The sequence below is a fragment of the Desulfomicrobium apsheronum genome (assembly GCF_900114115.1).
Taxonomy (GTDB): domain Bacteria; phylum Desulfobacterota; class Desulfovibrionia; order Desulfovibrionales; family Desulfomicrobiaceae; genus Desulfomicrobium; species Desulfomicrobium apsheronum.
The window spans coordinates 1-26214 of the sequence record NZ_FORX01000012.1; the positions used below are offsets into that span (position 1 = coordinate 1).

Annotated in this window: 19 protein-coding genes; 8 read left to right on the top strand and 11 right to left on the bottom strand. The window is 57.8% G+C overall.

The features are described 5' to 3' along the window. From BMZ40_RS11605 to BMZ40_RS11615, 3 genes are all read left to right on the top strand, one after another. The coding region (locus BMZ40_RS11605; RefSeq protein ID WP_177193143.1) for a hemagglutinin repeat-containing protein at positions 1-1695 on the top strand (1695 nt) is incomplete at its 5' end. A gap of 14 nt (positions 1696-1709) precedes the next feature. Further along, a complete protein-coding gene (locus BMZ40_RS11610; RefSeq protein ID WP_092375751.1) occupies positions 1710-2000 on the top strand; it encodes a MafI2 family immunity protein in 291 nt (96 codons plus the stop codon). 320 nt (positions 2001-2320) lie between these two features. Then, on the top strand, positions 2321-3355 hold the full coding sequence (locus BMZ40_RS11615; protein ID WP_092375756.1) for a DUF2157 domain-containing protein: 1035 nt from the start codon (positions 2321-2323) through the stop codon (positions 3353-3355). 103 nt (positions 3356-3458) lie between these two features. Here the strand turns inward: BMZ40_RS11615 and BMZ40_RS11620 are convergent, their stop codons facing one another. Continuing rightward, positions 3459-4289 carry a CvfB family protein gene (locus BMZ40_RS11620; protein ID WP_092375760.1) on the bottom strand — a complete coding sequence of 277 codons (831 nt, stop codon included), beginning with the start codon at positions 4287-4289 and terminating at the stop codon, positions 3459-3461. Continuing rightward, positions 4286-4750, bottom strand: coding sequence for a YehS family protein (locus tag BMZ40_RS11625; protein WP_092375763.1), 465 nt, complete (start codon positions 4748-4750; stop codon positions 4286-4288). Before BMZ40_RS11625 ends, BMZ40_RS11620 begins: the two co-directional genes overlap by 4 nt. 212 nt (positions 4751-4962) lie before the next feature. Between BMZ40_RS11625 and BMZ40_RS11630 the strand changes: the two genes are divergently transcribed. After that, positions 4963-8121 (top strand): EAL domain-containing protein, encoded by a 3159-nt coding sequence (locus BMZ40_RS11630; RefSeq protein ID WP_245751099.1) that lies wholly within the window; start codon positions 4963-4965, stop codon positions 8119-8121. Positions 8122-8310: 189 nt separating this feature from the next. Further along, positions 8311-9225 carry an Lnb N-terminal periplasmic domain-containing protein gene (locus BMZ40_RS11635; protein ID WP_177193144.1) on the top strand — a complete coding sequence of 305 codons (915 nt, stop codon included), beginning with the start codon at positions 8311-8313 and terminating at the stop codon, positions 9223-9225. A gap of 329 nt (positions 9226-9554) precedes the next feature. Here BMZ40_RS11635 and BMZ40_RS11640 read toward each other — a convergent pair whose 3' ends face one another. The 8 genes from BMZ40_RS11640 to BMZ40_RS11675 form a co-directional block, all read right to left on the bottom strand. Next, the gene (locus BMZ40_RS11640; protein ID WP_092375771.1) at positions 9555-11279 is read right to left on the bottom strand and encodes a methyl-accepting chemotaxis protein; all 1725 of its coding nucleotides are present in this window, start codon (positions 11277-11279) and stop codon (positions 9555-9557) included. Positions 11280-11502: 223 nt separating this feature from the next. Continuing rightward, the gene (locus tag BMZ40_RS11645) at positions 11503-13227 is read right to left on the bottom strand and encodes a methyl-accepting chemotaxis protein (protein WP_092375773.1); all 1725 of its coding nucleotides are present in this window, start codon (positions 13225-13227) and stop codon (positions 11503-11505) included. Positions 13228-13626: 399 nt separating this feature from the next. Continuing rightward, positions 13627-16161 (bottom strand): ABC transporter substrate binding protein, encoded by a 2535-nt coding sequence (locus BMZ40_RS11650; protein ID WP_092375777.1) that lies wholly within the window; start codon positions 16159-16161, stop codon positions 13627-13629. After that, complete coding sequence (locus BMZ40_RS11655) at positions 16154-17602, bottom strand: UTP--glucose-1-phosphate uridylyltransferase (RefSeq protein WP_092375780.1); 1449 nt, start codon at positions 17600-17602, stop codon at positions 16154-16156. The genes BMZ40_RS11650 and BMZ40_RS11655 overlap by 8 nt, the downstream gene beginning before the upstream one ends. A 138-nt stretch (positions 17603-17740) precedes the next feature. Then, entirely contained in the window at positions 17741-19207 is a 1467-nt protein-coding gene (locus BMZ40_RS11660; protein ID WP_092375783.1) for a response regulator, read from the bottom strand. Beyond that, entirely contained in the window at positions 19189-20544 is a 1356-nt protein-coding gene (locus tag BMZ40_RS11665; protein ID WP_092375786.1) for a sensor histidine kinase, read from the bottom strand. Before BMZ40_RS11665 ends, BMZ40_RS11660 begins: the two co-directional genes overlap by 19 nt. Before the next feature lie 60 nt (positions 20545-20604). Then, entirely contained in the window at positions 20605-22173 is a 1569-nt protein-coding gene (locus BMZ40_RS11670) for a sigma-54-dependent Fis family transcriptional regulator (protein ID WP_092375789.1), read from the bottom strand. Between the two features lie 129 nt (positions 22174-22302). Continuing rightward, a complete protein-coding gene (locus BMZ40_RS11675; RefSeq protein WP_092375792.1) occupies positions 22303-22950 on the bottom strand; it encodes a tetratricopeptide repeat protein in 648 nt (215 codons plus the stop codon). Positions 22951-23188: 238 nt separating this feature from the next. On the opposite strand from BMZ40_RS11675, the gene BMZ40_RS11680 reads away from it, so the two are divergent. The 3 genes from BMZ40_RS11680 to BMZ40_RS11690 are packed head-to-tail and all read left to right on the top strand — an operon-like array spanning position 23189 to position 25428. Continuing rightward, positions 23189-24448, top strand: coding sequence for a glutamate-5-semialdehyde dehydrogenase (locus BMZ40_RS11680; RefSeq protein WP_092375794.1), 1260 nt, complete (start codon positions 23189-23191; stop codon positions 24446-24448). Next, positions 24441-25115 carry a nicotinate-nicotinamide nucleotide adenylyltransferase gene (locus tag BMZ40_RS11685; RefSeq protein ID WP_092375797.1) on the top strand — a complete coding sequence of 225 codons (675 nt, stop codon included), beginning with the start codon at positions 24441-24443 and terminating at the stop codon, positions 25113-25115. The genes BMZ40_RS11680 and BMZ40_RS11685 overlap by 8 nt, the downstream gene beginning before the upstream one ends. Before the next feature lie 10 nt (positions 25116-25125). Continuing rightward, entirely contained in the window at positions 25126-25428 is a 303-nt protein-coding gene (locus BMZ40_RS11690) for a Dabb family protein (RefSeq protein ID WP_092375799.1), read from the top strand. Positions 25429-25520: 92 nt separating this feature from the next. Here BMZ40_RS11690 and BMZ40_RS11695 read toward each other — a convergent pair whose 3' ends face one another. After that, the gene (locus tag BMZ40_RS11695; protein ID WP_092375802.1) at positions 25521-26003 is read right to left on the bottom strand and encodes a 3D domain-containing protein; all 483 of its coding nucleotides are present in this window, start codon (positions 26001-26003) and stop codon (positions 25521-25523) included. Between the last annotated feature and the right edge of the window lie 211 nt (positions 26004-26214).

The window sequence follows — 26214 nt, forward strand, 5'->3', positions numbered from 1 at the left end:
GCCGGTTCCAATTGGAACGCTGGCGGTTCGGTCACCTTCGGCTATGGTTTCTCCGCCGATGCCCATGTGGGCATGGGCAAGAATTCGGCTGACTCAGCCTGGGTGAACAGGCAGACCTCGCTTATCGGCCAGGAAGAGGTCGATATCCGCACCGAGAAGAACACGCATGTCGAGGGCGCGGTCATCGCCGCCAAGAACGGGAATCTCAAGCTGGATACGGGCACCCTGACCTACGGGGATATCAAGGATCACGATAAATCCAAGAACCTCCAGGTCAGCCTGTCAGGTTCTTACTCCTTCGGCGGAGAGGGGGAAACGTCATCTTCCAGCACTTTCGATGGCGGTTACAATTCCGGAGACCGTCGCCAAGTCAATCGCGCCACCATCGGCGCAGGCGAGATCATCATCCGCTCCGACCCCGACAGCGGCCTGGAGGGGTTGAACCGGGACCTGAGGAGGGCCCGGGAGATCACCAGGGACGAACAGATTTCGGTAATCGTGTATGTCGACAGTTCGGCGATCCGGGAAATCGCGAGCGGTTTTGAAGGGATCAGAAGCAATCTGGAAAAGCTGGCCCAACTGGTGAAACAGGCGCTACCTGACGATCAACGTCTCCAGGACAGTGTGGATAACCAGCTGTCCTTCCGGGGTAAGCTCATTGAAAAGGGAATGACCGATGAGCAGGCCGATGCCGTGCTTCAAAAATATGCCCTGTACGCCGACTTGATGGGTGAGATCGGTAAGTTAGTCGATGCGAAAGGTGGTTGGAGCAATCTGACGGAAGCCGAGGCGCAGGCTTTCATTGATTCGCTCCAGAGAGATTCGCGCTTCGTTGCGTTGTTGGCATCCTCCGATAATATTCTTTCTGATTCGCAAGCAATCACAATAAATAGTGGAAAATACGTAGTCGGTACTGTCACAGGCGGCCTTCAGGCTGCAGGTTCAGACGCGAAGTCCGTTTTGCTCTTTCTCAACGACATGTCAGGTTACATGTTCTGCAGTGCGAGCGGCGGACTTCTGTTTCAAGAGAATGCCCTCAATTTCACAAATACCGTGCATGATTTCACAGATGCAGTTGTATACTTAACGCAACACATCGATGAGGTTGGCCCAGCCGTAGTTGAAGGGCTAGAAAAAAAGTGGAATGAATACTTGCTGGCTGTCAGGGAAGGGGACTATTATCGCGCGGGCAATCTGTTTGGAGAATTCCATTACGAAGTAGGCACGGTTCTCGTCGGGGCCATAGGAACTGCGAAGGGCTTGATGAGCGGGCTGAAATCCGCAGCCCCGAAGTTCGCTGCGACAGTGGAGGCTGCGGAAGCGGCGAGGCTTGCGAAGGTTGGGGATGGGGCGGTTGGGGTAGCTTCAAAGTATGCGGTTGGTGACTTTGCTGTAGTTTCTGGTAAAATTAGTCAAAAGCAATTGCGACATATAGTTGGACGCAAAGAATATCGTGGCGGTGGTTTTTTAAATAGTCTTGAAGATGCACAAAATGTACTTGACTCCTTCCGATCTGGAAAAACTACAATACTTGGTAAGTCTAAACAAGGATTTCCGATTGTTCGATATGAAGGTATTACAGGGACGAATGTAAATATTTTATCAGGTTTTACAAATCAACCGACCAATGTGTTTATGATTAAAGGGACAAAGAGCCCGAGTGTTGTGCCTATGAATCCTAATTGGATACCATAAAGGAAATTAATCTTATGACATTTTTGCAAGAACAATCATTGATTTTAGTGCAGTCCTTGCTCGGAGTAATATCTTCAAACTTTAGAATGGTGTATATCTCTGAATTAAATGAAAAAATAATTATTACAATAGTTCTTGAGAATCTATCAGTGAATGATATGGAAGAAATTGATGATTTAAAATCTGAATTTGAAGCTTTGCAAACTTGCCAAATTGACTTTGATATTATTGTAAAAATTTCGAGCATAGATCTTAATTGGCCAGATGTATCTACAATAGTGGTATATCGAAGAAAAGAAGATTAATCCCAAAAAATGAAATCAATTTTAAATATCAAGTTGGTTATAAAGGGAGGATGTCCGAAATTTCGTGTAAACGGAATTCTTATTATGTTGTTCAATCAATCTGAATCAGGTCTCCATGATAAATTTATGAGGCCTGCCTCCGGCAGAACATTCATGAGTTGATTAGATTTCAGTTAGCCAAGAGAAGTGGCACAAAGAGTATTGTGATAATGGGCGATCGGTATGATCGCGATTGTCCGTTGCCTTGTCGGCGCCACCGGTAATAAAGGGTGTGCATTCCGGGCTCGTTGTCCGGACATGTCACGAAATCCGGAGGATGCATGGACGTCAGCAGAAGCAGGCTGCGACAGGCGGTGGAAAAGGGTATACTCGATGCCGGACAGGCGGGGCTGTTGTGGGAGTTTCTTGAGGCTTCGGCCGTGGACACGCCGGGTTTTCGCTTCACCCACGTCCTTTATTATCTGGGCGGCCTCATGGCCATCGGCGCCATGAGCCTGTTCATGACCCTGGGCTGGGAGTCGTTCGGGGGGTGGGGGCTGCTTGGTATTGCCGTGGCCTACGCGTTGGCCGGCCTTCTGCTCACCGAAAATTTTCTGCACAAGCGCCGCTTGCCCATCCCGGCCGGGATCATCGCCACCTTTGTCGTGGTCCTGACTCCGCTTGCGATCTACGGATTCCAGGTAGCCATGGGCTGGTGGGCCGATGGACGGGTTTACCGCGACTACCATGTCTATATCGACTGGCGCTGGATCTTCATGGAGCTGGGTACCCTGGCCGCAGGGGCGATCTTGCTCTGGCGCTACCGGTTGCCGTTTCTGGTCATGCCCGTGGCCGCGACGCTGTGGTACATGAGCATGGACCTGACGCCTTTCATCTTCGGCCAGGCCGACGTCAACTGGGAACTGCGCAAGCTCGTCTCGCTCTGGTCCGGCGTGGTCATCACCCTTGTTGCCCTGTGGATCGACATCCGCACCAGGGGTGAAAAAGACTACGCCTTCTGGCTCTACATTTTTGGGGTCACTGCGTTCTGGGGCGGGCTTTCGCTGATGCGCTCCGACAGCGAGTTGAACAAATTTCTCTATTTCTGCATCAACATGCTGCTCATCTTCTGCGGCGCGGCGTTGCGGCGCAGGGTTTTCGCCGTTTTCGGTGGCCTGGGCGCGGCGGGCTATCTGGGCTATCTGTCCTGGAACGTCTTCAAGGACAGCCTGCTCTTTCCTTTCGTGCTGACCATCATTGGGCTTGGCGTGATCTGGCTTGGCATCATCTGGCAACGCCACGAGAAAGCCATTGCCCTGAAATTGAGAGGAATTCTGCCCAAGCCGCTGCAGGATCTGGTGGATCGCCGAGGCTAGCGGGCCAGCGCCATTCCCGCTTCATGCAACGTAAAAGAGCCGCAGGGATTTTTCTGTGGCTCTTTTACGTTGACCCTTGTGGTCTTGCGCCTCCGATTCAGGTTCAGAGCAACACGATCCGGTCCGGTTCGATGCTGATTTTCTTTTGCTTGTAGAGGCGGCCCAGGGCTTTTTTGTAGTTGGACTTGCTGGCCCCGAAGGCGGCGGCGATGTATTCGGCCGGACTTTTGTCCGTCAGATCTGTGCTTCCACCGCATGCCGCCAGATGGGTCAGGATGCGGTCACCCAGCATGTCCAGGCCGGACCTGCCGGGAGGCAGCAGGGACAGATCGATCTTGCCGTCCGGGCGGATGGCCTTGATGAAGCCCTTCATGCGCTGGCCATAGCGCAACTCGCCGGGTGCGTCGTCGCGAAAGACCAGCCCTAGGTGGGTGTTGTTGATCACGGCCTTGAAACCGAGTTCCGAGAAGCCACTGATGAGCAGATCCACTTCTTGACCCGGCTTGAATCCTTCTCCCTCTTCGCTCAGGTAGGAGTGCAGCTTGGCCGTGCCCGCCAGACGGCCGGTGCGTTCGTCGATGTACACGAGGATGACGTAGGAGCGGCCTTCCTCCAGCGCCTTGTACTGCTCGATTGACGGGACAAAGAGGTCCTTGGGCAGGCCCCAGTCCACGAAGACTCCGGACTTGGTCACGGCCACGACCTTCATGAAGGCGCACTGGCCGACTTCGGCCTTGGGTTTGGTCACGCTGCCCGTGAGCACGGTTTCGGAGTCCCGGTACAAAAAGACGCTCAGGCTGTCGCCAACAGCCGTGCCCGTCGGAAGTTCACGCTTGGGCACGAAGACCTCACCCAGGTTTTCGCCGTCGAGATAGGCTCCGCCCGTGACCATTTTCATGACCTTGAGGGTCGCGGTTTTGCCGAATTCAATCATGAAAGTTCCTCCCGCGAGATTTTCGCAAGCCCGCTCAAAAATTTTCTTAAAAGCTGATCCCGGCAGTACACGAAATTACGATGCCCCTGTTTGCGGAAGAGGGCGGAAAGTTCGGATTTCGAGATTTCCATGCCGCCTGCGTCCAGGACACGGATCATGTCCGAGTCCTTGAGCTCAAGGGCGATGCGGATCTTGCGTAGGATCAGGTTGTTGTTCAGCGTCTCGGCCGTTTCAGGGGCCATTTCCCGGACGCCGCGCCGGGAGGTGATCAGGCCGTCCAGAAACGCGCTCAGCAGCACATCCGGGCAGTCCACGAAACCCGGTTCGTCGTCCTTCTTGAGCAGGAGATCGAGATCTTCCTGGCTCAGGCCGTGTCCACCCAGGGTAAAGAGCCGGATGACACCGGCGTTGTCCAGGTTCAGTGCATAGCGCAGTCGGCGCAGAATGTCGTTGTTGGTCATCGATCCAGTCCTTGGTGAAAAGCGTCTGGCCTCGCCTACACGGGAAGTTTGCGGCGGTCATCAGGAAATTGTCTCCCCGCCCGGCCGGGAAGGGGTGCGTGTTTGCTCTTGACCCGTTGTGTCGGAATGTTAGGTTTTGCCCTATGCGTACACATTCTTGCCCTGTTTGTCTTTTCCCGTGGACCGTAATGGGTCCTATTTCCGTTTTGCCGATGATTCTTGCCGTTTTGGTTGTGGCCGGTCTTTTTTTTGCGCCTTGCGACAGTGTTTACGCTGCCGTCAATTCAGCCCAAAAGGTTCGATTGCAGCTCAAATGGCGACATCAGTTTCAGTTTGCCGGGTACTACGCGGCCGTGACCCAAGGTTTTTTCGAGGACGAAGGACTGCAGGTCGAGCTGCTTGAGGGCTCGCCGGGCATTGACCCGGCCACCAGACTGGTCGCCGGGGAGGCCGAGTTTGCCGTGGATTCTCCCGCGAGTCTCATCAAACGCCAGGAAGGCAGTCCCCTCGTCGCTCTTGCCGCCATTTTCCAGCATTCGCCAAGCGTCATGATGACGCTCAAGGAGTCTCGTCTGGATTCTCCGCATGACCTGCGCGGCAAGCGCATCATGATGACCTCCGCAACGGATCCGGAATGTCTGGCCATGCTCGTCAGCGAGGGGGTTGCGCTGGAGAGCGTGACCCTGGTTCCGCATTCCTGGAGTATTGACGATCTTGTGTCGGGCAAGGTCGATGCCATGAGCGCCTACCTGACCAGTGAGCCCTACCACATGCAGGAGCGCGGTGTTCCCGCCGCGTTCATCAGGCCCATCAATTACGGAGTGGATTTCTACGGCGACTGTCTGGTCTCGACCGAAGAGCAGGTGCAAAAACATCCGGAGCGGGTCGAGGCTTTTCTGCGCGCGGTGCAGCGCGGCTGGCGATATGCCATGGAGAATCCGCAGGAACTGGCCCAGCTCATCCGCGTCCGATATTCCTCCGAGCTTTCAATGGAACATCTTCTTTTCGAAGCCAAGACCATGCGCAGGCTGATCCGCCCGGATTTTGTCGAGATCGGCCACATGAATCCCGAGCGCTGGCGGTACATCGCAAACCTTTATGTCAAGCTTGGAATGATGGCTCCGGATTATGACCTGTCCGGATTTCTCTATCCGGAATTCAAGGAGAACCTCCTGGCCCGCAAGCAGCAGGCCATCCGTACGACCTTGATCGTTCTGGGCATTATCCTGTTTGTCGGGACCGGGATCACGGCCATGCTTTTCTTTTTCAATGCCCGGCTCAGCAGGCAGGTTCACGAACGTACCGCCGCCTTGTCCGCCAGCGAGCGCAGTTTCAGGGCCTTTTTCGAGATGGCCAGCGTAGGCGTGGTTCAGTTCGAGGGGGGGGCGCAGCGTTTCATCAAGGTGAACCAGAAATTTTCCGAGCTGATGGGCTACTCACCCGCGGAGTTGAGCCAGCTTTCCCCGCGCGATCTTATTTATCCCGACGACTGGCAGGCATCCGTGGATACCATGCAGAGCCTGGCCGCGAGGACGCACAAGGAGATCACTCTGGAGAAGCGCTATGTGCGCAAGGATGGAGCTGTGTTTTGGGGGCAGGCGACCATTTCACCCCTGTGGGGCAAGGGGGATCATCCGGAGTTCTACTTGGCGGTGGTTCGCGACATCACCATGCGCAAGAAGGCCGAGGAGAAGCTCATGTTGGCCGCCAAGGTTTTCGAGAACACCGTAGAGGGCATCGTGGTCACCGACGCCCATGGGACCATCGAACAGGTCAATCCAGGCTTCAGCATCATCACCGGGTACACTCCGCAAGAGGCCGTGGGTGGCAATCCGCGCATCCTCAAGTCCGATCGCCATCCGCAGCATTTCTATCAGGAGATGTGGGCCAAGCTCGTGGCGGATGGGCACTGGGCCGGTGAAATCTGGAACCGTCGCAAGAACGGCGAATCCTATCCCGAGTGGCTGACCATCAGCGCGATCAGGAACGATGCGGGAGAGATCACCAACTATGTCTCCATTTTTCACGACATAACCGAGCTCAAGCGGCAGCAGGACGCCCTGGAATACCAGGCCCAGCACGACGCCCTGACTGGTCTGCCCAACCGCATTCTACTCGGCGACCGACTGCGCATGGCGCTGGCGCAACTTGAACGCAGCAACGGCAAGCTCGCGCTTCTCTTTTTCGATCTCGACAACTTCAAGACCATCAACGACGGATTGGGACACGGCGTCGGCGATGCGTTGCTGGTGGAACTCTCCCGCCGTATGGAAAAGCTCCTGCGCAGCGGGGACACCCTGGCCCGACTGGGCGGAGACGAATTTCTGGTTCTGTTGCCGGAGATCGAATCGGTCGATGCCGCCAGCCACATCGCGAACCGGATGCTCGATGCCTTGAAGACTCCGTTTCATCACGGGGACGTCGAGTATTTCGTCACGGCCAGTATCGGTGTGACCATCGCCCCCGACGATGGCTCCGAGGGATCGAAGCTGATCAAGAACGCGGACATGGCCATGTACCGGGCCAAAAGCATGGGGCGCAACAATTACCAGTATTTCACCCCGGAGATGGACGTGGCCGCGCATCGGCGCATTTCCATGGAATACAAGCTGCGCAAGGCCATCGAGGCGCAGGAGTTCGAGCTTTTCTACCAGCCGCTGGTGCATATCCAGAGCGGGGAAATTCTCGGGGCCGAGGCGCTCATCCGATGGCGTAGCGACGGCAAGCTCATCTCTCCGGCGGAGTTCATTCCCCTGGCCGAGGATTCCGGGCTCATCCTGCCGCTAGGCGACTGGGTGCTGCGCACGGCCGCGCATCAGGCCAAGCTCTGGCAGGATGCAGGGCACGATTTGACCATGTCCGTGAACATATCCTCGCGGCAATTTTCCGGAACGGATCTGGTCCTGACCCTGCGTGAGGTGCTGCTGCACACGGATCTGCGTCCGGGAAAATTGTATTTCGAGATTACCGAGTCCATGCTCATGGGCGATGTGAGCAAGGCCGAGACGACGTTGCTCAATCTGCGCGAAGCGGGGGGAACCTTTTTTCTCGACGACTTCGGGACAGGGTATTCCTCCCTTTCCTACCTGAAGCGCCTGCCCATCGACGGGCTCAAGATCGATCGTTCCTTCGTGAAGGACATCACCGACGATCCCGACAGCCGGGCCATCGTCGCGGCCATCGTGTCCATGGCCCAGACCCTCAATCTGCGTCTGGTCGCCGAGGGCGTGGAAACCCAGGCCCAACGAAGCCTGCTGGCGTCCATGGGACCCATCGTGCTGCAAGGCTATCTTGCCAGCCGGCCTGTTCCCGCGCAGGAGTTCGAGGAACTGCTGGCCAAGGGCGTGCTGCTTTCCCCGCTTGTCGGCTGACCCCGATGGGCGGGCACTGTCCTGACAGGGCATTTCCCTCGGGTCTGGTCAACATGCAGGCCGCTGCTTAAAATGTGCGCGCTGAAACTAAAGTGATATTCATGCGAAAACTTGTCCGCATTGGCGCTCAGGCGCTGCTCTATGTCGTGCTGCTGGGGGCTGTCCTGTGGACTGTGCCGGCCGTTTATTATGGCGATCTGCCGCAGTTCTGGCGCGTTCCGGCCGCAGTGGCGGCAGGGGGCGCTGCTGCTGGGAGCCCTCATGTTGCGCGGGTGGCGGATGCGCCTGTCCGTGTTCGGTCCTGCGTTTTTCCTGATTCTGGTCTGGTGGTTTGCCCTGGAACCGTCGAATACCAGAGACTGGCAACCCGATGTCGCCATCCTGCCGCGTGCCGAAATCAATGGTGACCTGATCACTCTGCGCAATATCCGAAATTGCGAATACACTTCCGAAACCCAGTACACCGTCAATCATTACGACAAGACCGTGCGCCTCTCACAGCTCAAGGCTGTGGACCTGTTTCTGGTTTACTGGGGTTCGCCGCTCATTGCCCATACCATGCTCAGCTTTCAATTCGGGGATGACGACTTCGTTTGCGTCTCCATCGAAACCCGCAAGACCGTTGACGAAGAATATTCCGCGTTGCGCGGATTCTTTCGACAGTACGAACTGATTTATGTGCTGGCCGACGAGCGCGATCTGGTTCGCCTGCGCACAAATTTTCGCAATGAGGACGTGTATCTGTATCGGCTGGCTTTCAACCCGGACGTGGCGGGGCCGGTTTTCCTGCAGTACCTGCATCAGATCAACGAGCTTTATGCGCGTCCGCAGTGGTACAACGCCCTTATTAGCAACTGTACGAGCAATATCCGTGGTCACGCCCGCCCCTACACCAGAGATGCCCGTATCGACTGGCGCATACTGGTCAACGGCTTCGTGGACGAGATGGCTTATGAGCGCGGCATGCTCGACACCCGGCTGCCCTTCGCTGAACTCAAGCGGATCAGCCACATCAACGCCCGTGCCCGTGCCCTCGGCGATGATCCGGATTTTTCTCTGCGCATCCGCGATGGCCTTCCGGCTCCAGGCGTCTCTGCTTTTTGATGCTTCCAATCGAGCTACGTGCACCATCATATTGCAATGACAACGCATGACTGTACCGTGGCGGGCGCGGGTTGGTCCGGTCAGGCCGCTTCGAAACTCTCTCGCTGGCCTCGTACGACGTAATCGTTGCATGCAGGACGTAAAAGAGGAGCAAGCCGAACGGCAACGATTTTGCCAACGATGCCTGGCTCGGTCCGACAGTCAAAGTAACCTGACCGGACCAACCCGCAACCGCTCTGCGACGTAATCGAAAATCCGCGTCACCTCCCTACCAAAGAAAAAGCCCGGCCTTTCGAGCCGGGCTTGATTGCGAGTCTTCTCTGCCAAACTCAGATCCTGAACTTGCCGACCATGGCGTTGAGGTCGCGGGCCAGGCCGCTCAGGCTTTCGGAGCTGGCCTGCACCGCCTCGGCCGACTGGGCGATGTCGCCGGAGGCTTCGTTCACGGAAGCCACTTCCTTGGCGATGTCGCGGGTCACTGATTCGGCCTGGGACACGTTCTCGTTCACTTCCTGCACTCCCTGCGATGCCTGGCCGACGTTGTCCGCGATATCGCGAGTCGTGACGGACTGCTCCTCGACAGCGGCCGCGATGGTGCCGACGATGGAGTCCACTTCGTTGATGACCTGACTGACCTGCTGGATTTCCGAAACCGTGACCCCGGTCGCGCCCTGGATGCCCTGGATCTTGTCTCGGATTTCCTCCGTGGCGCGGGCGGTCTGCATGGCCAGTTCCTTGATCTCGTTGGCAACGACGGCAAAGCCGCGTCCGGCTTCTCCGGCCCTTGCCGCCTCGATGGTGGCGTTGAGGGCCAGCAGGTTGGTCTGGGAGGAGATGGCCGTGATGGTCTCGGTGACCTTGTCGATTTCCCGCGCGGCAACACCAAGCTCATCCACCCGGCGAGAGGCCTCCGTGGCCTTGCCGACGGCGTGACCGGTAATGTCCTTGGCCTTGCTGGCGTTCTGGGAGATTTCGGCGATGGTCGCCGTCATTTCTTCGGAGGCGGTGGCCACTGTGCCGATATTGATGGAGAATTCTTCCATGGCCGAGGCCACGGAGTTCATGTTGGAGCTCATTTCTTCGGTGGCGGCGGCCACATTGGTGGACTTGGCGGTCATGTCGCTGGAAGCGCCGCGCAGGTTGGTGGCCAGATCGAGCAGGCCCGTCGAGGCCTGATTGACCTGCGCGGAGTTGCCGGCCACCTCGCGGATGATGCCATGCACCTGCTCCACGAACTTGTTGAACCACTCGGCCAGTTCCTGAGTTTCCGTGCCGGAGGTGTCCTTGAGGCGAGCGGTCAGATCTCCTTCGCCCTGGGCGATGTCTTTGAGCATGCCGATCATGCGCTTCAGAGGGGTGATGATGGAACGGATGAGGAAGATGGTCAGCGGCAGGACCAGAAAGGCGAATCCGGCTCCAATGAAGGACATGGCGATGGTCAGGGACCTTGCGGCCGCGCTTTCAAGGTCCGCGGCCACTGCCGCCTGGGCTTCGGCGATATTGTCGATGTACACCCCGGTTCCGATCCATAAATCGGTGCCCGGGATCATCATCGAATAGGCAATCTTGGGCTGGTCGCCCTTGCCCGGCTTGTCGAACACGTACTCGACGAATCCACCGCCTGCATGCGCCTTTTTGCTCATCTCCAGAACATACGTGATCCCGTTGACATCCTTGTTTCCTCCAAGATCCTTGCCCTCAAGCTCCTTTTTCGTCGGCAGGACCCGGCAGATCGTTTCCTGATAGACGAAGAAGTAGCCTGATTTGTCCTCTTCGAAGCGAATGTTGTTGATGAGATGGCTGATGGTGGCGACCCGTTCCGAATCGGTCGTCATCCCCTCAACGGCCGAACCGAGGCTCGCGGCCATGTTCGTGGTCGCGACCATGATCTTGTCGCGCGCGTCGGCGTTCATGATCTGTCCGACCTTATCGATCATCTGGTTTTTTGTTCCGCTGGCCTGATAGACGAAGAAGGAGACGACCGCGCCCATGAAAATGATCATGATGCCGACCAGAAAGAGTAAGCGGTTGCGGATGCCGAATCGAATGGCCATGAACGTCCTCCAAGGATAATATAAATTGATATTATTGATTGTTACACCAATTGTCACAAACATTGCAAGAAAAGGAAGGCGGGGACATGAGCATGTTGAACGCTTCAGAACCGCCTAATTGGGATGACAAATGCTGTTTATGTGTCTTTGAACGCGATTTTTGCTTCCCAACGAAAAAGCCCGGCGTTTAACCGGGCTTTTCGATCAGCTAAAGAGGGATTTATCAGATTTTGAACTTGCCGACCATGGCGTTGAGGTCGCGGGCCAGTCCGCTCAGGCTCTCGGAACTGGCTTGCACTGCCTCGGCTGAATGGGCGATGTCTCCCGAAGCCGCGCTGACGGCGGTGACTTCCCGGGCGATATCGCCGGTCACGGCCTCGGCCTGGGACACGTTCTCGTTCACTTCCTGTACTCCCTGCGAAGCCTGGCCGACGTTGTCCGCGATATCGCGGGTCGTGACGGATTGCTCCTCGACGGCGGCCGCGATGGTGCCGACGATGATGTCCACTTCGTTGATGACCTGACTGACCTGCTGGATTTCAGAAACCGTGATTCCGGTCGCGCTCTGGATGCCCTGGATTTTGCCCCGGATTTCCTCGGTGGCGCGGGCGGTCTGCATGGCCAGTTCCTTGATCTCGTTGGCGACGACGGCAAAACCGCGTCCGGCTTCTCCGGCCCGGGCCGCCTCGATGGTGGCGTTGAGGGCCAGCAGGTTGGTCTGGGAGGAGATGGCCGTGATGGTCTCGGTGACCTTGTCGATTTCCCGCGCGGCAACACCAAGCTCATCCACCCGGCGAGAGGCCTCCGTGGCCTTGCCGACGGCGTGACCGGTAATGTCCTTGGCCTTGCTGGCGTTCTGGGAGATTTCGGCGATGGTCGCCGTCATTTCCTCGGAGGCGGTGGCCACTGTGCCGATATTGATGGAGAATTCTTCCATGGCCGAGGCCACGGAGTTCATGTTGGAGCTCATCTCTTCGGTGGCTGCGGCCACATTGGTGGACTTGGCGGTCATGTCGCTGGAAGCGCCGCGCAGGTTGGTGGCCAGACCGAGCAGGCCCGTCGAGGCCTGATTGACCTGCGCGGAGTTGCCGGCCACCTCGCGGATGATGCCATGCACCTGCTCCACGAACTTGTTGAACCATTCGGCCAGTTCCTGGGTTTCCGTGCCGGAGGTGTCCTTGAGGCGAGCGGTCAGATCGCCTTCGCCCTGGGCGATGTCTTTGAGCATGCCGATCATGCGCTTTAAAGGGGTGATGATGGAGCGGATGAGGAAGATGGTCAGCGGCAGGACCAGAAAGGCGAATCCCGCTCCGATGAAGGACATGGCGATGGTCAGGGACCTTGCGGCCGCGCTTTCCAGGTCCGCCGCGACTTTTGCCTGGGCTTCGGCGATGTTGTCGATGTAGATGCCCGTTCCGATCCAGAGGTCGGTGCCGGGGATCATGGTGGAATAACTGACCTTGGGCTGGTTGCCCTTGCCCGGCTTGTCGAAAATGTATTCGACGAACCCGCCGCCCTTTTCGGCCACTTCGCTCAGTTCGCGAATGAGATACAGTCCGTTGGGGTCCTTGAGATCCTTGAGGTCGGTGCCTTCAAGGGCCGGGTTTGGCGGCATGATCCTGCTAGTGGTGCCCTGGTAGACGAAAATATATCCCGATTGATCCTCTTCAAAGCGAATGTCGGTTACAAGATTTCTGATGACGCCGATTTTTTCGTCCTGATCGGTCACGTTCCTGATGCCGGCCTCGACGCTTTTCGTTAACGCTTGGGTCAGCACCATGATCTTGTCCTTGGCCTCATCGGTCATGATGATGCCTACTCGATCTATCATTTGTGATTTGGAGTTCGCGGCCTGATATACGAAAAAAGAGACTACCGCGCCGATGAAGACGAGCATCACGCCGACCAACAAAAGCAACCTGTTTCGGATTCCCAAACGCATGCTCATCGTGTTGCCTCCGGATAAATTGTCTAGAATTTCTCATACATTATCATCATTAAAACGATTTGCGCAACAGATTGTATGACAATTCCGTCGTGCATTATTTCACAGGGGGAAAATGCTTTTCATTTCGGAGTATTCGGATTTGTTTTGTCCGAAATCGCTGTGCTGCGAAAAGCCATGAAAGAACCTGATGGTCATTCTCGCGAAGGCGGGCCATGTCGGGCAATAGCGCGAGCTCCATTCTTTTCAGGTAGTTAAAAAGGCATGGATCCCCTTCTTCAAGGGGATGACGGTTTCTTGCAGTGATGTCTGGTTTTGCATCTTGATAAAATGCTCAGGACTCCGGATCGGGAGCCCTGAGCAAGGGGAATGGCGGAGGGGCGGACTGGACAGAACTCGGGATCAGGACGCGTGGATGTTTTTGCGCGTGTACATGGATTGGTCGGCTTTTTTGAGCAGGGTTGCCAGATCCTGCGGCTCCTGCGGGTTGAAGACCGTGCAGCCGTGAGTGACTCCCATGATGTAGGGAATCCTGCCGGAGTTGTTTGTGGTGTCGATGAGTATGAGGACCTTGTTCCAGACCCGTTGAACCTCATCCGGGCCGCATCCGGGAAAGATGAGCACGAACTCGTCGCCGCCGATGCGGTAGATTTCGTCGCTGGCGCGGACGCAGGCGCGAATGATGGACACGATTTCCTTCAGATAGGTGTCTCCGTGAAGATGTCCGTAAGTGTCGTTGACCTGCTTGAGCTTGTCCACGTCCACATAGCAGAACATGAACCTTTCGTTTTTCTCGATGGCTGTTCTGATTGTTTGCGGCATTTCCGATTCAAAGGCGCTTCTGGTGCTCGCTCCCGTCAGGGGGTCTAGGCGCACGGAGCGCTCCAGGGCCCGGCGTTTGCGCTGCTGATAGCGGTAAAAGACGACAAGAATGCAGAGCAGCAGGGCGATGATCAGAATCAGGGCCGTGATCGTCCACAGGGCGCGGGTATGTCGGTAGGCGTCCGAATCGTCGTTGATGAGCGTCGCGTCGCTGGGGAGCAGCCCAAAGTCCATTCCATGGCTCTTCATGGCCTTGGCGTCGAAAATGAATGCGTTGGGACTTATGGTAATGATCGGCAGATTGCCGGCTTTTTGTCCGCGCAGGACGTTTCGGAGCAGATTTCCGGCGGCCAGTCCCTGGTGACGGCCGCTGGTGACCATTCCGCCGACGGAGCCGGCTCCCAGATAGAAGTCCCAGAAGGAAAAGACCGGCACGGGGCTTGCGCTCACGATTTTTTCGCAGCTCTCCTCGTAGGAGAAGGTGTTCCCGTCGCGGTCCTGGTTGAAGCTCATGAGCAGGATGAAGCTGTCCGGCGGCAGCGTCGGCAAGCGTTCCAGCAGTCGGGTCATGGAAATGTTTTCAAGGAGTTCGATCTCAAGAGAGGTGGGCAGCAGGTGGCGAACCTCCTCGAAGCGATTGTGGTTGCCATGGCCAGTCGGGGTGGCGTCGTTGATGACGAAAAGCTTTTTGGCTCTGGGCAGAAGGCGGGAGGCGGCCTGTACCGTGCTGACGATGTCGTAGGATTCGAGCACTCCGGTTATTCCCTGAGCGGACAGGGATTGTTGATCGGTGAGATAGTTCACGCCGCAAAAGATGATGGGCGCGTTGTTGAACAGGGTCTGCCGGTACTGGCGGGCAAAGTTGAAGGCGTTGTCGTCGGAGGTCAGCACTGCTGAAAATTTGGCCGAACGATATTTTTCACGCATAAGGATGTAGTTCAGATAGGTGAACTCAGGCTCGGGATGGCGCTTGGTGTCCATGTATTCGACATGCATTTCCACGTTCGCGGCGTCCGCCCCCAGGCTTTCCCTGATTCCGGCTTCAATGTCGTCGGTCCACTTGAAACCCGTGTGGTACGAATGCAGGATCAGGATTTCATGCTCGGTCCCCCTTTTGGGGTGAAGGAATTTCGTCTCCGGCGGCAAACGGTCGGGAGTGATTCCGAAGCGCTCCATCTGGCGCATGTCCACTTCCAGCTGGATTGCGTCATCATAGGTCACGGGCAGGTCGACTGGGCGCGCGCCACCCAGGATTCGGCCGGCCATGTTGCCCGCGATCCGGCCCTGTTCATATCCGTTGGTCAGGTAGCCTCCGAAAAGACCGTGGCCCATGAGAAAATTCCAGACCCCGTAAACCGGCACCGGGCTGGCCTGGGAAATGGCCGAGATGGCTTCCGTCGCGCCGTGGACCCGGCCATCGCGATCCTGGAAATAGAGCAGAAAGAGAAGTCCCGTCTCCGGGCCAATCACTTTGACCTGCTCCATCAGCTCCGGCAGGGGGGTATCCTCAAGTACCTGCATGGGCAGATCCGGGGGAACGACCTTGCGCAGTTCGGCCACGGCGGCATCGCCCGTGGCGGTCTTGTCCGCGATGACCATCAGCTTGCGCATTTGCGGCTGAAGCCTGCGCATGAGCTTCACGTTCGTGTTCAGGTCCGCGTATTCGCGTACGCCGGTCATGTTCCGGGGCAGCGGCGGCAGAGGGTTGGTGTTCACGCCGCAAAAGACCACGGGAGTGTCCGGGAAGATGCGCGCGCCGTGTTTAAGAATGAAAAAGAAAGCGCTTTCGTCCACCGTGATGACCAGGTCGGGACGCAGGAAAGCGTATTTGAGCTCCATGAATTTAGGAAGGCTTGCGAGATATTCAGGATCGAGATTGCGCTTGGTGTCCATGTGTTCGACGTGGATGAGCACTTCCGGATCATGTTGATGCAAGGTCGCTTCCAGCCCGTGCATGATGTCCGCGGACCACTTGTAGTCGGGATGGTAGGAATTGAGGATGAATACCTGTTTGGCGGCCATGGCGCTTGCCGGGCACAGGGAAAGGAGCAGCAGGCAGGCCAGGACTGCCTGCCGCAGGGCACGGCGAGGAAACCTCCAGCCCGCGTCACGCAAAGAGGGTTTCTCCCTGCAGCACGCTGCCGGCCTTGATCACGACCTGATTCGGCCCCGTATTGACGATGCGCACATCGCCCAAGCACTGCACATCCTGCTCGAAGAGCACATCCCCTTCGACGACAAGGCTGTCGCATTTGAGCAGGGACAGCGGATTCTTGGGAAAGCGGGCCAGGAACGCGTCGATTTTCTTGTAATGCCGCGAGTCCAGGGAAATGGACGGCATGGGAGTGACGCGGTCCGGGTTGGGGATGATGGTTTCGCGATCCGTGCGCACGAAGCAGTCGGACATGACCAGGAGCAGGTCGTTGGTAGTCTTGACCGGCGCAAAGCGTTTTTTGGGCACGATGACGGCCTGGGCATTGAGGAAATTGGTGATGGCCGAACCCATGGCCGTCTCCAGTTGAAAGACCTTGGGGGAGGACAGATCGCGAGGATCAAGGTTTTTGGGATTTATGATCAGGTCAAGGGGCATCATCCGGTGCGAAACGAAAACGGACTGCAGGATGCGCAGGTCTATCCAGATGGAATTGGTGTTGAAGAACTTGTATTTTTCGATGTCGCAGAACGAGTCCATCTCGGTGTCGGGGCACTGGGCCACTTCGCGCAGGGCGAGCTGCTTGTTTTCTTTCAGGCGGCAGAGGTGTCCGCCTTTCTTGTCCTGATCCGTGCGCCGTGCGACTTCCATGAGAAAAGGCAGGTTGTGGTGGACCATGTAGCCGAGCAGACGACGGTTCATGATGGCCCCGAGATTGTCTGAGTTGGAGATGAAGGCGTAGATGTAGCCTTTGTCCAGCAGGGCGTCGAGAATGCCCGAGGTGATCATGGCGGTGTAGATGTCGCCGTGTCCGGGAGGATTCCATTCCAGTTCGGGATTCTGGGGCCAGGACGCCGGGGTGTGGTCCTTGGCCATGATCTTCGGGTAACGATGCTGCAGGAAGGCAAGGTCGATGCCGGTGGTGCCGTTGTTGAAATCACCGACCTTGAGCATGGTGTCCATGTGGGTCTTGAAGCTGTTCATGAACACTTGCGGAAAATCCACCCCGTAGTGGGTGCGGACCGTCTTGGCCTGGAGCAGGATGAGGTCCAGAAAGCTGAGCCCCTCCTTGACCGGAATGAGCGACTTGGCCGATTCCAGGCCCATGCTCGTGCCCAGGCCGCCGTTGAGCTTTATGACGGCGGTCTTGTCCAGCGCTTCCTCGCCCTTGGCCTTGAATTGCTCCATGGCATCATAGTCTGCAAGTTCATCGTCATGCACGGCTACAATATCCCGGTCGGAGAGCTTACCCTGGGCGCCGTAAAGAAATTGGTTAAAGTAACACTTGAAGGTATTGATGACGATGGCGGGCAGGCCTTGCTGTTCCATCTTCAGGGCAAAGGGACGAAAGAGCGAGGAGAGTTTGGGGTCGTCGACGCTGACGCAGCTAATATCCTGGGCCATGGAGGCTCCTTGTGTGGATCAGGTTCATGATCGCATTCCCGAAAGCTCGCGGGGAATGTGCGCGGTTGAAGGAGCAGCATAGAACATGTGCCGTTAATCGTCCATAATGTCGTGGTCACAAAGAGGAAATTTTTAAAATCAGCGTTTGATGTCGTCCTTTTCATCAGGGGAACATGGAATTTTATCCTCGCGCGCGGCGGCCTTGGGCACGGACATTGTCAGCCGCGCCATGGAATCTTTTTGTTCAATCTGCAGATGCCCGCCGATGCGTTCGATCAGCAGCAGACACATGGCCAGGTTCATCTCGTCGTCCTCGAAGGGCATGATGAGACGCTCGTGACTTGTCGCCAAAGTGCGCACGGGATCCATGATCAGACTGGTCACGATCAGTTCGTTGGATTGCGAAGCCGTGATGCGCATCGTGCCGGATTGCTCGACGATGTCGGCGCCATGTCCGATGAGATAGATGAAGATGCGGTGCAGGAATTCCTGATCGGCAAGGACCGGCGGGAGGTCATCCTTGAGCTCGATGTCGAAGCTGACTGATTTGTGCTCCAGGCGACTGGAGACCAGGCTCATGATGAAGTTCACCGTGGGGGCCAGCCGGCAGGGGGTCAGCGTGACGTCGATGGGTTCGAGATAGGCGGTGATACGCTGAAGCAGGCGTTCGAGCCGGTTGCATTCTTCCAGAATGACCCCGGTTTCGACGGCCTCCGGGTAGCGCAGGCGCAGCTTTCGGGCGAAGCCGCCGAGAGCGACCAGGGGATTGCGGATTTCGTGTGCCACCTCTTCGGTCATGGTGCGCAGCATGCTGAGCTTCTCGTTTTGCCGCAGCAGCTTGTCCAGGTAGGAGTTGCGGGTCATGTCCATGATCATGCCCTCGATCCTGTCCGGGACGCCGCCGGGCGGCAGGGGCGAGGCAATGGACTGGAGCATGAGGGAGACGGGATATCCCTTTTTGTGCAGAAAACGAAATTCAAGATTGAATTCGGCTGGTTCCGGTTGCAGGCTTTTTTTCAAGGCGACCATGAAGCGTTTGCGGTCTTCCCGTACGATGCGTCTCAGGAACGCTCTGGGCGACTTGAGAATCTCCTGCGGCGAATATCCGAGAATCTGCGTCGTGGCCTGGTTCAGAAATTCGAATTCCAGGTCGCGGTTGATGATGAAAATGATGACGGGGAGCTTTCCGATCAGCCGGATCAGGTGGTCCTGGGTGTCGCGGATGCGCCGCTGCATGCCCGATTGAGCCAGGCAGTTGCGCAGGCCGTTGATGAAGATGTCCATGCTGAGGATCGGCTTGGTCACATAGTCGAAGGCTCCTGTTTTGAAGGCGTCGATGGCGTGACTTATGTGCGTGCGTCCCGAAACGATGATCACGGGAGTGGACGGACGGGATATCTTCATGTTGCCAAGCAGGCCCATTCCCTCGTCGCCGGAAATTCCAAGGTCGAGAAGCACCAGGTCCGGAGCCAGGTGTATGAAGAGCTGCATGGCCTTTCGTGCATCGGTGGCCTCATGGATGCTGAAGCCCGCATCTTCGAGATTGGTGGCGAGGGAGCTCCGCAGGTGTTCGTCGTCTTCGACGATCAGGATGGATTGGGGCATGATCCGGGCTCCGTCGATGTTTGGGGATTGTCACGGCAGGGCAGGGTGATGTGAAAGGTGTTCATCGGCGCGGCGTAGGAATATTCGGCCCGGCCATTGTGCAGCTCGACGATCTGCTTGACGAAGTAAAGGCCGTGGCCCGAGCCTTCGACGTTCTCCGTGGCGCTGCATCGAAAATCCGCATTGAAAAGTTTCGGCCGATCCGGGCTTGGGATCTCATGTCCCGTGGTGCGGATGTAAAGCTCGATCCCCGGCTTTCCCGGGCCAAAAGCCTGCGGTTTGCTTTCCCAACCGTAAAGGACCAGTTTCTCTTCCCGGCCGGATTCTCCCGGCATGGATTCCGTATATTTGACCGCATTGGAGAGCAGGTTGGCAAAAACCTGCGAAAGAAGGCCGATATCCGCCTCCAGCGTGATGTCTTCGTCGATGCGTACGTCCGGGGCGATGCGGATGGTGATGCCCTGTGCATTGAGCAGGGGCAGGAAGCGATCGAGCTGCGGCTCGAAGATCTGGCTTTTGAATTTGCAGGGGCGCGGCTGCAGATCGTAACGCCCTTTTTCAAAATGTCCGTGGCGAAGCAGGCTCTCCAGAAAGAGGCTCGATTGCTGAAAGCGCCTGGAGATGAATTTCTGTCTTGTCTGCAAGACCTTGATCATGCCTGGAAGCTCAAGCCTGATTTTCCGGTCCGGGGAGCTTGAGCGGACGGGAGAGAGGGCGTCCACCTTGCGACCGAGGCGCTCAAGCTGTTTCTCCATCTGCAGGAAGAGCAGCTTGAAATGCATGTTGGGCACGATGACGTTGTGCCCTATGTCACGGACCAGATTGTAGATGAAGGTCAGGCGGTGGCGGTTGCTGATGGCGACCTGCTTCACGGCCATGAGCTGGGCTGCGGCGTGTACGTATTCGTGGTAGAACGCTTCTTCCTCCGGACTCAAGTCCTTGTGCAGACAGAGCATGCCAAGCAGTTTCGGCTCGGTTCCGGTTTCGCATATGGGAATCGCGGTCAGGCCTTCAAGGCGTATGCCGGCGGTCTGGTTCGGGCAGGAGGGTTCGGGAAAGATGAGGAGTCTGGATTTTTGCGTACTGGTGGTCCGGCGCAGCCGTAACGTGCCTTTTGGATCACGCATGTACAGGGAGGCGGGAGTGTCCAGGCACACATCCGGCACGAGCACGCACAGCGATTTGAGATCGCGCAGGGACTCGAATTTGAAGCTGGCCTGGAAAAAGAGGTTCAGCGCGGTGCTTCGGATCGCCGCGTGGTCGTCGTTCGCGCGGCCGGCCAGGCGCTCAAGAAGGTGCGCCCTGATGTGCTTTCGGGCATGAAGGGAGGGTTGCATGGCGTGTCCTGGGGTTGGCGGATTTCACCGGACCATAACCCAGGGCGCACCCTCCTGCAATCAGGGTTTGCGCGTCTTGCCCCGTCCGTCGTATTTTTTGGGGTCGAGGTTGTACTTCTTGATCTTGTAGTTGATGATCCGGTAGCTGGCCCTGAGCTCCCTGGCCACCTGCAGCATGTTGCCTCCGCATTTCTGCAGGGCCTCGACCAGGATCTCCTGTTCGAATTTGCCCACGGCCTCGCCGAAGGAGAGCTGGTTGTCCGTGGCCGAGCTTTCGGCAGTCTGCAGGGTCGGCGGAAGATGGTAAGTGCGGATGGCCTCCTCGTTGCAGATCAGCACGGCCCGCTCCAGGCAGTTGCGCAGCTCGCGCACGTTTCCGTGCCACTGGTACTGGGTCAGCAGGTCGATGGCGGGCATGGAGATGCGCTTGATGTTTTTTGAGTATTCCTTGGCGAAGAATTCCAGGAAATACTCGGCCAGGGGCAGGATGTCTTCCCGGCGTTCGCGCAGGGGCGGAATGAAGATGGGGAAGACGTTGATGCGATAATAGAGATCTTCGCGGAATTCTCCGGACTTGATCAGGTTTTCCAGCGGCTGGTGGGTGGCGCAGATGATGCGCACGTCGACCTTGATGGTTTTCTCGCTCCCGAGGCGCTGGATCTCCCCTTCCTGCAGGGCGCGCAGCAGCTTGGACTGGGCCTCGGGGCTGAGTTCCCCGATTTCGTCCAGAAACAGGGTGCCACTGTGGGCCAACTCGAAGCGGCCCTTCTTGGAGCCCACCGCGCCGGTGAAGGCGCCGCGCTCATGGCCGAAAAGCTCGCTCTCCAGCAGTTCCGAGGGCAGCGCCGCGCAGTTGAGGCGGATGAGGGGCTTGGTGCGGCGAGAGCTGGCATTGTGGATGGCCTCGGCCAGAAGTTCCTTGCCGGTGCCCGATTCGCCGCGCAGCAGCACCGAGGCCTTGCTCGAAGCGACCTGCATGATCTGCCCCATGACAAAGGCCATGGCCTTGGAGGTGGCCACGATCTTGGCCTGCACCATGGCCGTGTCGCGATCCAGGCTCTCGCCCAGGAAGCCCATGGAGGCCCAGAGCTCTTTCTGGGCCATGTTTTCCTGCAAATACGCGGTCTGGCGGGCGATGACGGCGGCCAGAACCTCAAGAAAGGCGCAGTGAACCTGCAACACCTCGGGCGACTGGCAGGGGATGTCCGCGCTCAGCACGCCGAGCGCCTCCTGGATGCCCTCGGAATTGATCCGCGTGACCGGGACACAGATGAAGGAAAGTTCGGCCAGCTCTTTCTGCGTGCGGCCCATGGCCTTGTTCAGAAAGCGTTCGTCGTTCCCCATGGCCTCGATGATGATGGATTTCCCGCTGTCCAGAACCTGACCGGTGACTCCCTGGCCGGGCAGGTACGTGGCCTTGACCGGCCCCTTGTGCCCGTAGGTGAGGTCGAAACGGATGGTGTTGGCCTTGGGATCGAGGATGGCCAGCGCCATGCGTTTGTATTTCATGGCCTCGGCGGTCATGGCGAGCAGGCTGTCCAGGCTCGATTGCAGCGGGCTCATGGGATCGAGGTGCTGCACCGTGCTTTGAAGCGTTTGCAGATAATGCAGGAATTCGGCGGTCATCATGGGGTGGTATCCAAATCGTTTGCGGACTTTTGAGATTCGTTCTTGGCGTTTGCTTTGGAGGGTGAGACCGAAGGCCCTGGTCTCGGGCGAACCCCGCCAAGCGGGGACGCCCTTGTGATTTCACTCGTCTCAGGATTTGGATTTGAGTGTGCCGATCTTGTAGTCCAGGAATGCCTCGTTGCCGGCTTCCTTGGATTTGAGGGCCTCGTATTCGGAGATGGCCAGCTCGATCTGCCCCGCTTTTTCGGCGGCGAAAGCCAGGTTGGCGGAAATGGCGGGCATGAATTCCTGACCTGCGTCCTTCTTGAGGGCGCTCAGAATCTCGACGGCCTTGGCATGATCGCCCTTGAGGATCAGGGCCTTGGCTTCGCCGAGCCCGGCGATGACGCGGATGTCGGCTCCCTGGCCCACGGAACTCCAGGCTCCGGCCGCTTTTTCGTAATCGTTTTGATCCATGAAGATGCGGGCCAGTTCGAGCTGTGCGGCGGCGCGCAGCTCTTTGGGGCCGGACTTGGCGAAGGCTTCGAGTTTTTCGATGCGCGCGGTCTGATCAGCCATGGTCATGATGACGCCAAGCTCGCTCACGGCCTTTTCGTGCTGGGACTCCTGGTAGGTGGTGACGCCCGAATACACGGCCACGGCAATGACGATGCCGCCGATGGTGATGCCGATGGGCTTGATGTTGTCCAGGATTTTCTTCAGCAGGGGATGGATGTCGGAGTCCATTTCCTGTTCGATGGTTGCCAGGATATCGTGTGTCTCTTTGCGTTCTTCCATGGAAAGGCTCCTTTGATTCGAATTGCCATTATTGTAAAAGCCCCGTCTGTTTATAGGCAATTTCGAAAAAGGTCAAAGAGAATGCGCAAGAGGAAAACATACCGGAATAAAAGGATATCCGGCCTGGTAAAAAGGTGCCCGGATGAAGTATTCTTGCCTGTGGCGCGGCGTTGGTATAGTCTTTGAAAAATAATATTTTTGGCTTTGGATCTTTTTTCACCACAGACAGGAGCGAAGGATGAATCTGGAATCACAAATGCGCGAGCTGGCCGCATCGGCACGGACCGCCGCAAGGACACTGGCCACGGCCACGGGCCTTGAGCGCAACAGGGCGCTTCTGGCTTTGGCCGACCTGCTGCACGATTCTCGACAGGAAATTTTTGCTGCCAACACGCTTGATCTGGAGGCCGCGCGTGCCGCCGGACTGGACGAGGCGCGTCTGGACCGCCTGCGCATCACCGATGGCGGCGTGGACTCCATGGCCGACGCCTGCCGTCACGTGGCCTCCCTGTCCGACCCGGTGGGTGAGGTGGAAGGCATGATAAGGCGCCCCAACGGCTTGCTCGTCGGACGCATGCGCATTCCTCTGGGCGTCATCGCCATCATCTACGAATCCCGCCCCAACGTGACCATCGACGCGGCGATCCTCTGTCTCAAGGCCGGCAACAGCGTCATCCTGCGCGGAGGTTCCGAAGCCTACCATTCCAACCAGATTCTGGGTGGCCTGCTGCGCCGGGCCCTGGACACGGCCGGATTGCCCGAGGGGTGCGTGCAGATCGTCCCGACCACGGACCGGGCTGCGGTGAAGCATCTTCTGGCCCTGGACGAGTACATCGACGTGGTCATCCCGCGCGGCGGCGAAGGCCTGATCCGGGCTGTGGTCAAGGACGCGACCATGCCGGTTCTCAAGCATTACAAGGGCGTCTGCCACATTTATGTCCACAAGGACGCGGACCAGGAGCAGGCCCTGTCCATCGTCGAGAACGCCAAGGTGCAGCGCCCGGGCGTGTGCAATGCCCTGGAATGCCTGCTTGTGCACGAGGGCGCCGCGCGGGAATTTCTGCCCCGTCTGGCCGCCTTGCTGGCGCCGCTTGGCGTGTCTTTTCGGGCCTGTCCCCGCTCCCTGCCGCATCTTGGCGACACGGCCACGCCCGCCGAGGCCGATGATTTCGGGCGCGAGTTTCTGTCCCTGACCCTGGCGGTGAAGATCGTCGACACCCAGGCCGAGGCCGAGGAGCACATCGCCCGTTACGGCTCGGGCCATTCCGAAGCCATCCTGACCCGTACCCACGACCGGGCCATGCGCTTCCTGCGGACCGTGGACGCCTCCTGCGTGCTCATCAACGCCTCAACACGCTTCAACGACGGCGGGGAACTGGGGCTTGGCGCCGAGATCGGCATCAGCACCTCGAAGATCCACGCCTACGGGCCCATGGGCGTGAAAGAGCTGACCAGTCTCAAGTACATCGTCTTCGGAGAAGGGCAGGTGCGTGTCTAGACTCCTGACCGGATCGGTGGGTATTCTCGGCGGATCGTTCAATCCCGTGCACAACGGGCATCTGCGCATGGCCATCGAGGCTCGGGAGGCGCTGGGACTTGCGCGGGTGGATCTGCTGCCCGCCAAGGTCCCGCCGCACAAGGGCAAATCGGGACTGCTCGATTTTGATTTGCGCCTGGCCCTGCTGCGTCAGGCGGTGGTAGGAGTGGAAGGTCTGGGAGTGAGCGCCCTGGAAGGGGAGATGCCCGTCCCCTCGTATTCGCACGCGACGCTGACCCGCCTGTGCGTCATGTTTCCGCATACCAACCATGTCTTCGTTCTCGGCAGTCCTGATTTTCTGACCTTGCCTGACTGGCACAGAGGGCTGGAGCTGCCGCTCCTGACCGACATCGCCGTGGTGGACCGGCTCGGGCTGGGACAGGCCGCCGTGGACGATTTTCTGGGCAGACACTGGAAATGGCGGGAGGAAGGGCCGGGAGTGCGGCGCATCGAGGCGGGACGGCGGGTCGTGCTTGTGCCCATGGCGCGCCTGGACGTCAGCGCGAGCATGGTGCGGGAAAAATTTTGCGCGGGCCTTGAAACCAGCGGGCTCGTGCCCGACGCGGTCCGGGGGCGGATGCTGGCTGCACCCCATCTTTTCAAGGATTGCTGGAACGTATCACCCTAATGGAGGAATCATGGTTGGACATATTGTGATGTGGAAACTGAAGGAGAGCGCGGAAGGCCGGAGCGCGGCGGAAAACGCGGCGATCATGAAAGACATGCTCGGGGCCCTGCCGGGACTCATCCCGCAGCTGCGCACCCTGGTCGTCAGCACGGATGTGTTCGCCTCCGCGCCCGAGACCGAGGTGGTCCTGTACACGGTCTTCGATTCTCCCGAAGACCTGCAAACGTATCAGGTTCATCCCGAGCACCAGAAATGCGTGGCCTTCGTTTCGGCCGTGGTCGCCGAGAGGCGCATGGTGGATTACAACTTCTAGAGAGCGTGATGTTGCGTGAGAAGGGGGCAAAACGCCTTGTTCCCTTTTCCGCGCGAAGGTCGCAAAAAAGGGTGCTCGCGCACCCTTTTTTTTTAGCTGGCCAGCAGGGCCACCGTGACTTGTTTCTTGCCGAATTGCCTGGCTTGGTTGGTGTCGGGGAAGAAGATGTCCATGCGCTGCGTGTAGCGCTTGCTCATCAGATCCGCGATTTCAAAGATGCCGTGTCCTTTCACGTAGACCTTCTTGCCGAAGACCCAGCCTTCATCGAACAGATCCCTGCTCACGGCGACAATGCCGGGCCGGGCCTTGCCCATGCTGGCCGTTGTCTGCGGGTCGGGCCCGCATTCTTCGACGGTCGGGCTGTAGGCGGTCACGGTCACTTCCTTGACCCATCTATTCCTGAGCTCCGCCACCTGGCGGGTCAATTCCTGTCGTTCTTCGTTTAGCGTCGCGATCCGGGCTTCGTAGTGCCGGGTCGTCTCCAGTCTGGTTCCGTTATATGCGGCAAATCCGACCAGAGAGGCGATCATGACGAAAAAAAGCGAAGTGACGACAAATACTCCATGATTATTCATGTGCGTACCTCATCGTGCTTGGGGTGATGCTGCCGGCGACGGGAGTGGGGAGCGGGAGTCGAAGAGAAGGGAGCGGGAAAGTGCCGGCGCATGGAAACAATAGTTCATAACAATTGAGGTCTCTACCCGAACGGCAACATGGATGCAACCCTGAATGTGCCTTTCGGTTTCAAGGGTTTATCCGGAAAGAAAGTTGTTTCTTTCCGGATAA

Coding starts and splice junctions, on each gene's coding strand:
- BMZ40_RS11690 (WP_092375799.1), top strand. CDS start 25,126: ATGGTTGGACATATTGTGATGTGGAAACTGAAGGAGAGCGCGGAAGGC.
- BMZ40_RS11680 (WP_092375794.1), top strand. CDS start 23,189: ATGAATCTGGAATCACAAATGCGCGAGCTGGCCGCATCGGCACGGACC.
- BMZ40_RS11615 (WP_092375756.1), top strand. CDS start 2,321: ATGGACGTCAGCAGAAGCAGGCTGCGACAGGCGGTGGAAAAGGGTATA.
- BMZ40_RS11625 (WP_092375763.1), bottom strand. CDS start 4,750: ATGACCAACAACGACATTCTGCGCCGACTGCGCTATGCACTGAACCTG.
- BMZ40_RS11610 (WP_092375751.1), top strand. CDS start 1,710: ATGACATTTTTGCAAGAACAATCATTGATTTTAGTGCAGTCCTTGCTC.
- BMZ40_RS11645 (WP_092375773.1), bottom strand. CDS start 13,227: ATGAGCATGCGTTTGGGAATCCGAAACAGGTTGCTTTTGTTGGTCGGC.
- BMZ40_RS11660 (WP_092375783.1), bottom strand. CDS start 19,207: ATGCCCCAATCCATCCTGATCGTCGAAGACGACGAACACCTGCGGAGC.
- BMZ40_RS11640 (WP_092375771.1), bottom strand. CDS start 11,279: ATGGCCATTCGATTCGGCATCCGCAACCGCTTACTCTTTCTGGTCGGC.
- BMZ40_RS11695 (WP_092375802.1), bottom strand. CDS start 26,003: ATGAATAATCATGGAGTATTTGTCGTCACTTCGCTTTTTTTCGTCATG.
- BMZ40_RS11670 (WP_092375789.1), bottom strand. CDS start 22,173: ATGATGACCGCCGAATTCCTGCATTATCTGCAAACGCTTCAAAGCACG.
- BMZ40_RS11665 (WP_092375786.1), bottom strand. CDS start 20,544: ATGCAACCCTCCCTTCATGCCCGAAAGCACATCAGGGCGCACCTTCTT.
- BMZ40_RS11675 (WP_092375792.1), bottom strand. CDS start 22,950: ATGGAAGAACGCAAAGAGACACACGATATCCTGGCAACCATCGAACAG.
- BMZ40_RS11620 (WP_092375760.1), bottom strand. CDS start 4,289: ATGATTGAATTCGGCAAAACCGCGACCCTCAAGGTCATGAAAATGGTC.
- BMZ40_RS11655 (WP_092375780.1), bottom strand. CDS start 17,602: ATGGCCCAGGATATTAGCTGCGTCAGCGTCGACGACCCCAAACTCTCC.
- BMZ40_RS11635 (WP_177193144.1), top strand. CDS start 8,311: ATGGCGATCTGCCGCAGTTCTGGCGCGTTCCGGCCGCAGTGGCGGCAG.
- BMZ40_RS11630 (WP_245751099.1), top strand. CDS start 4,963: ATGATTCTTGCCGTTTTGGTTGTGGCCGGTCTTTTTTTTGCGCCTTGC.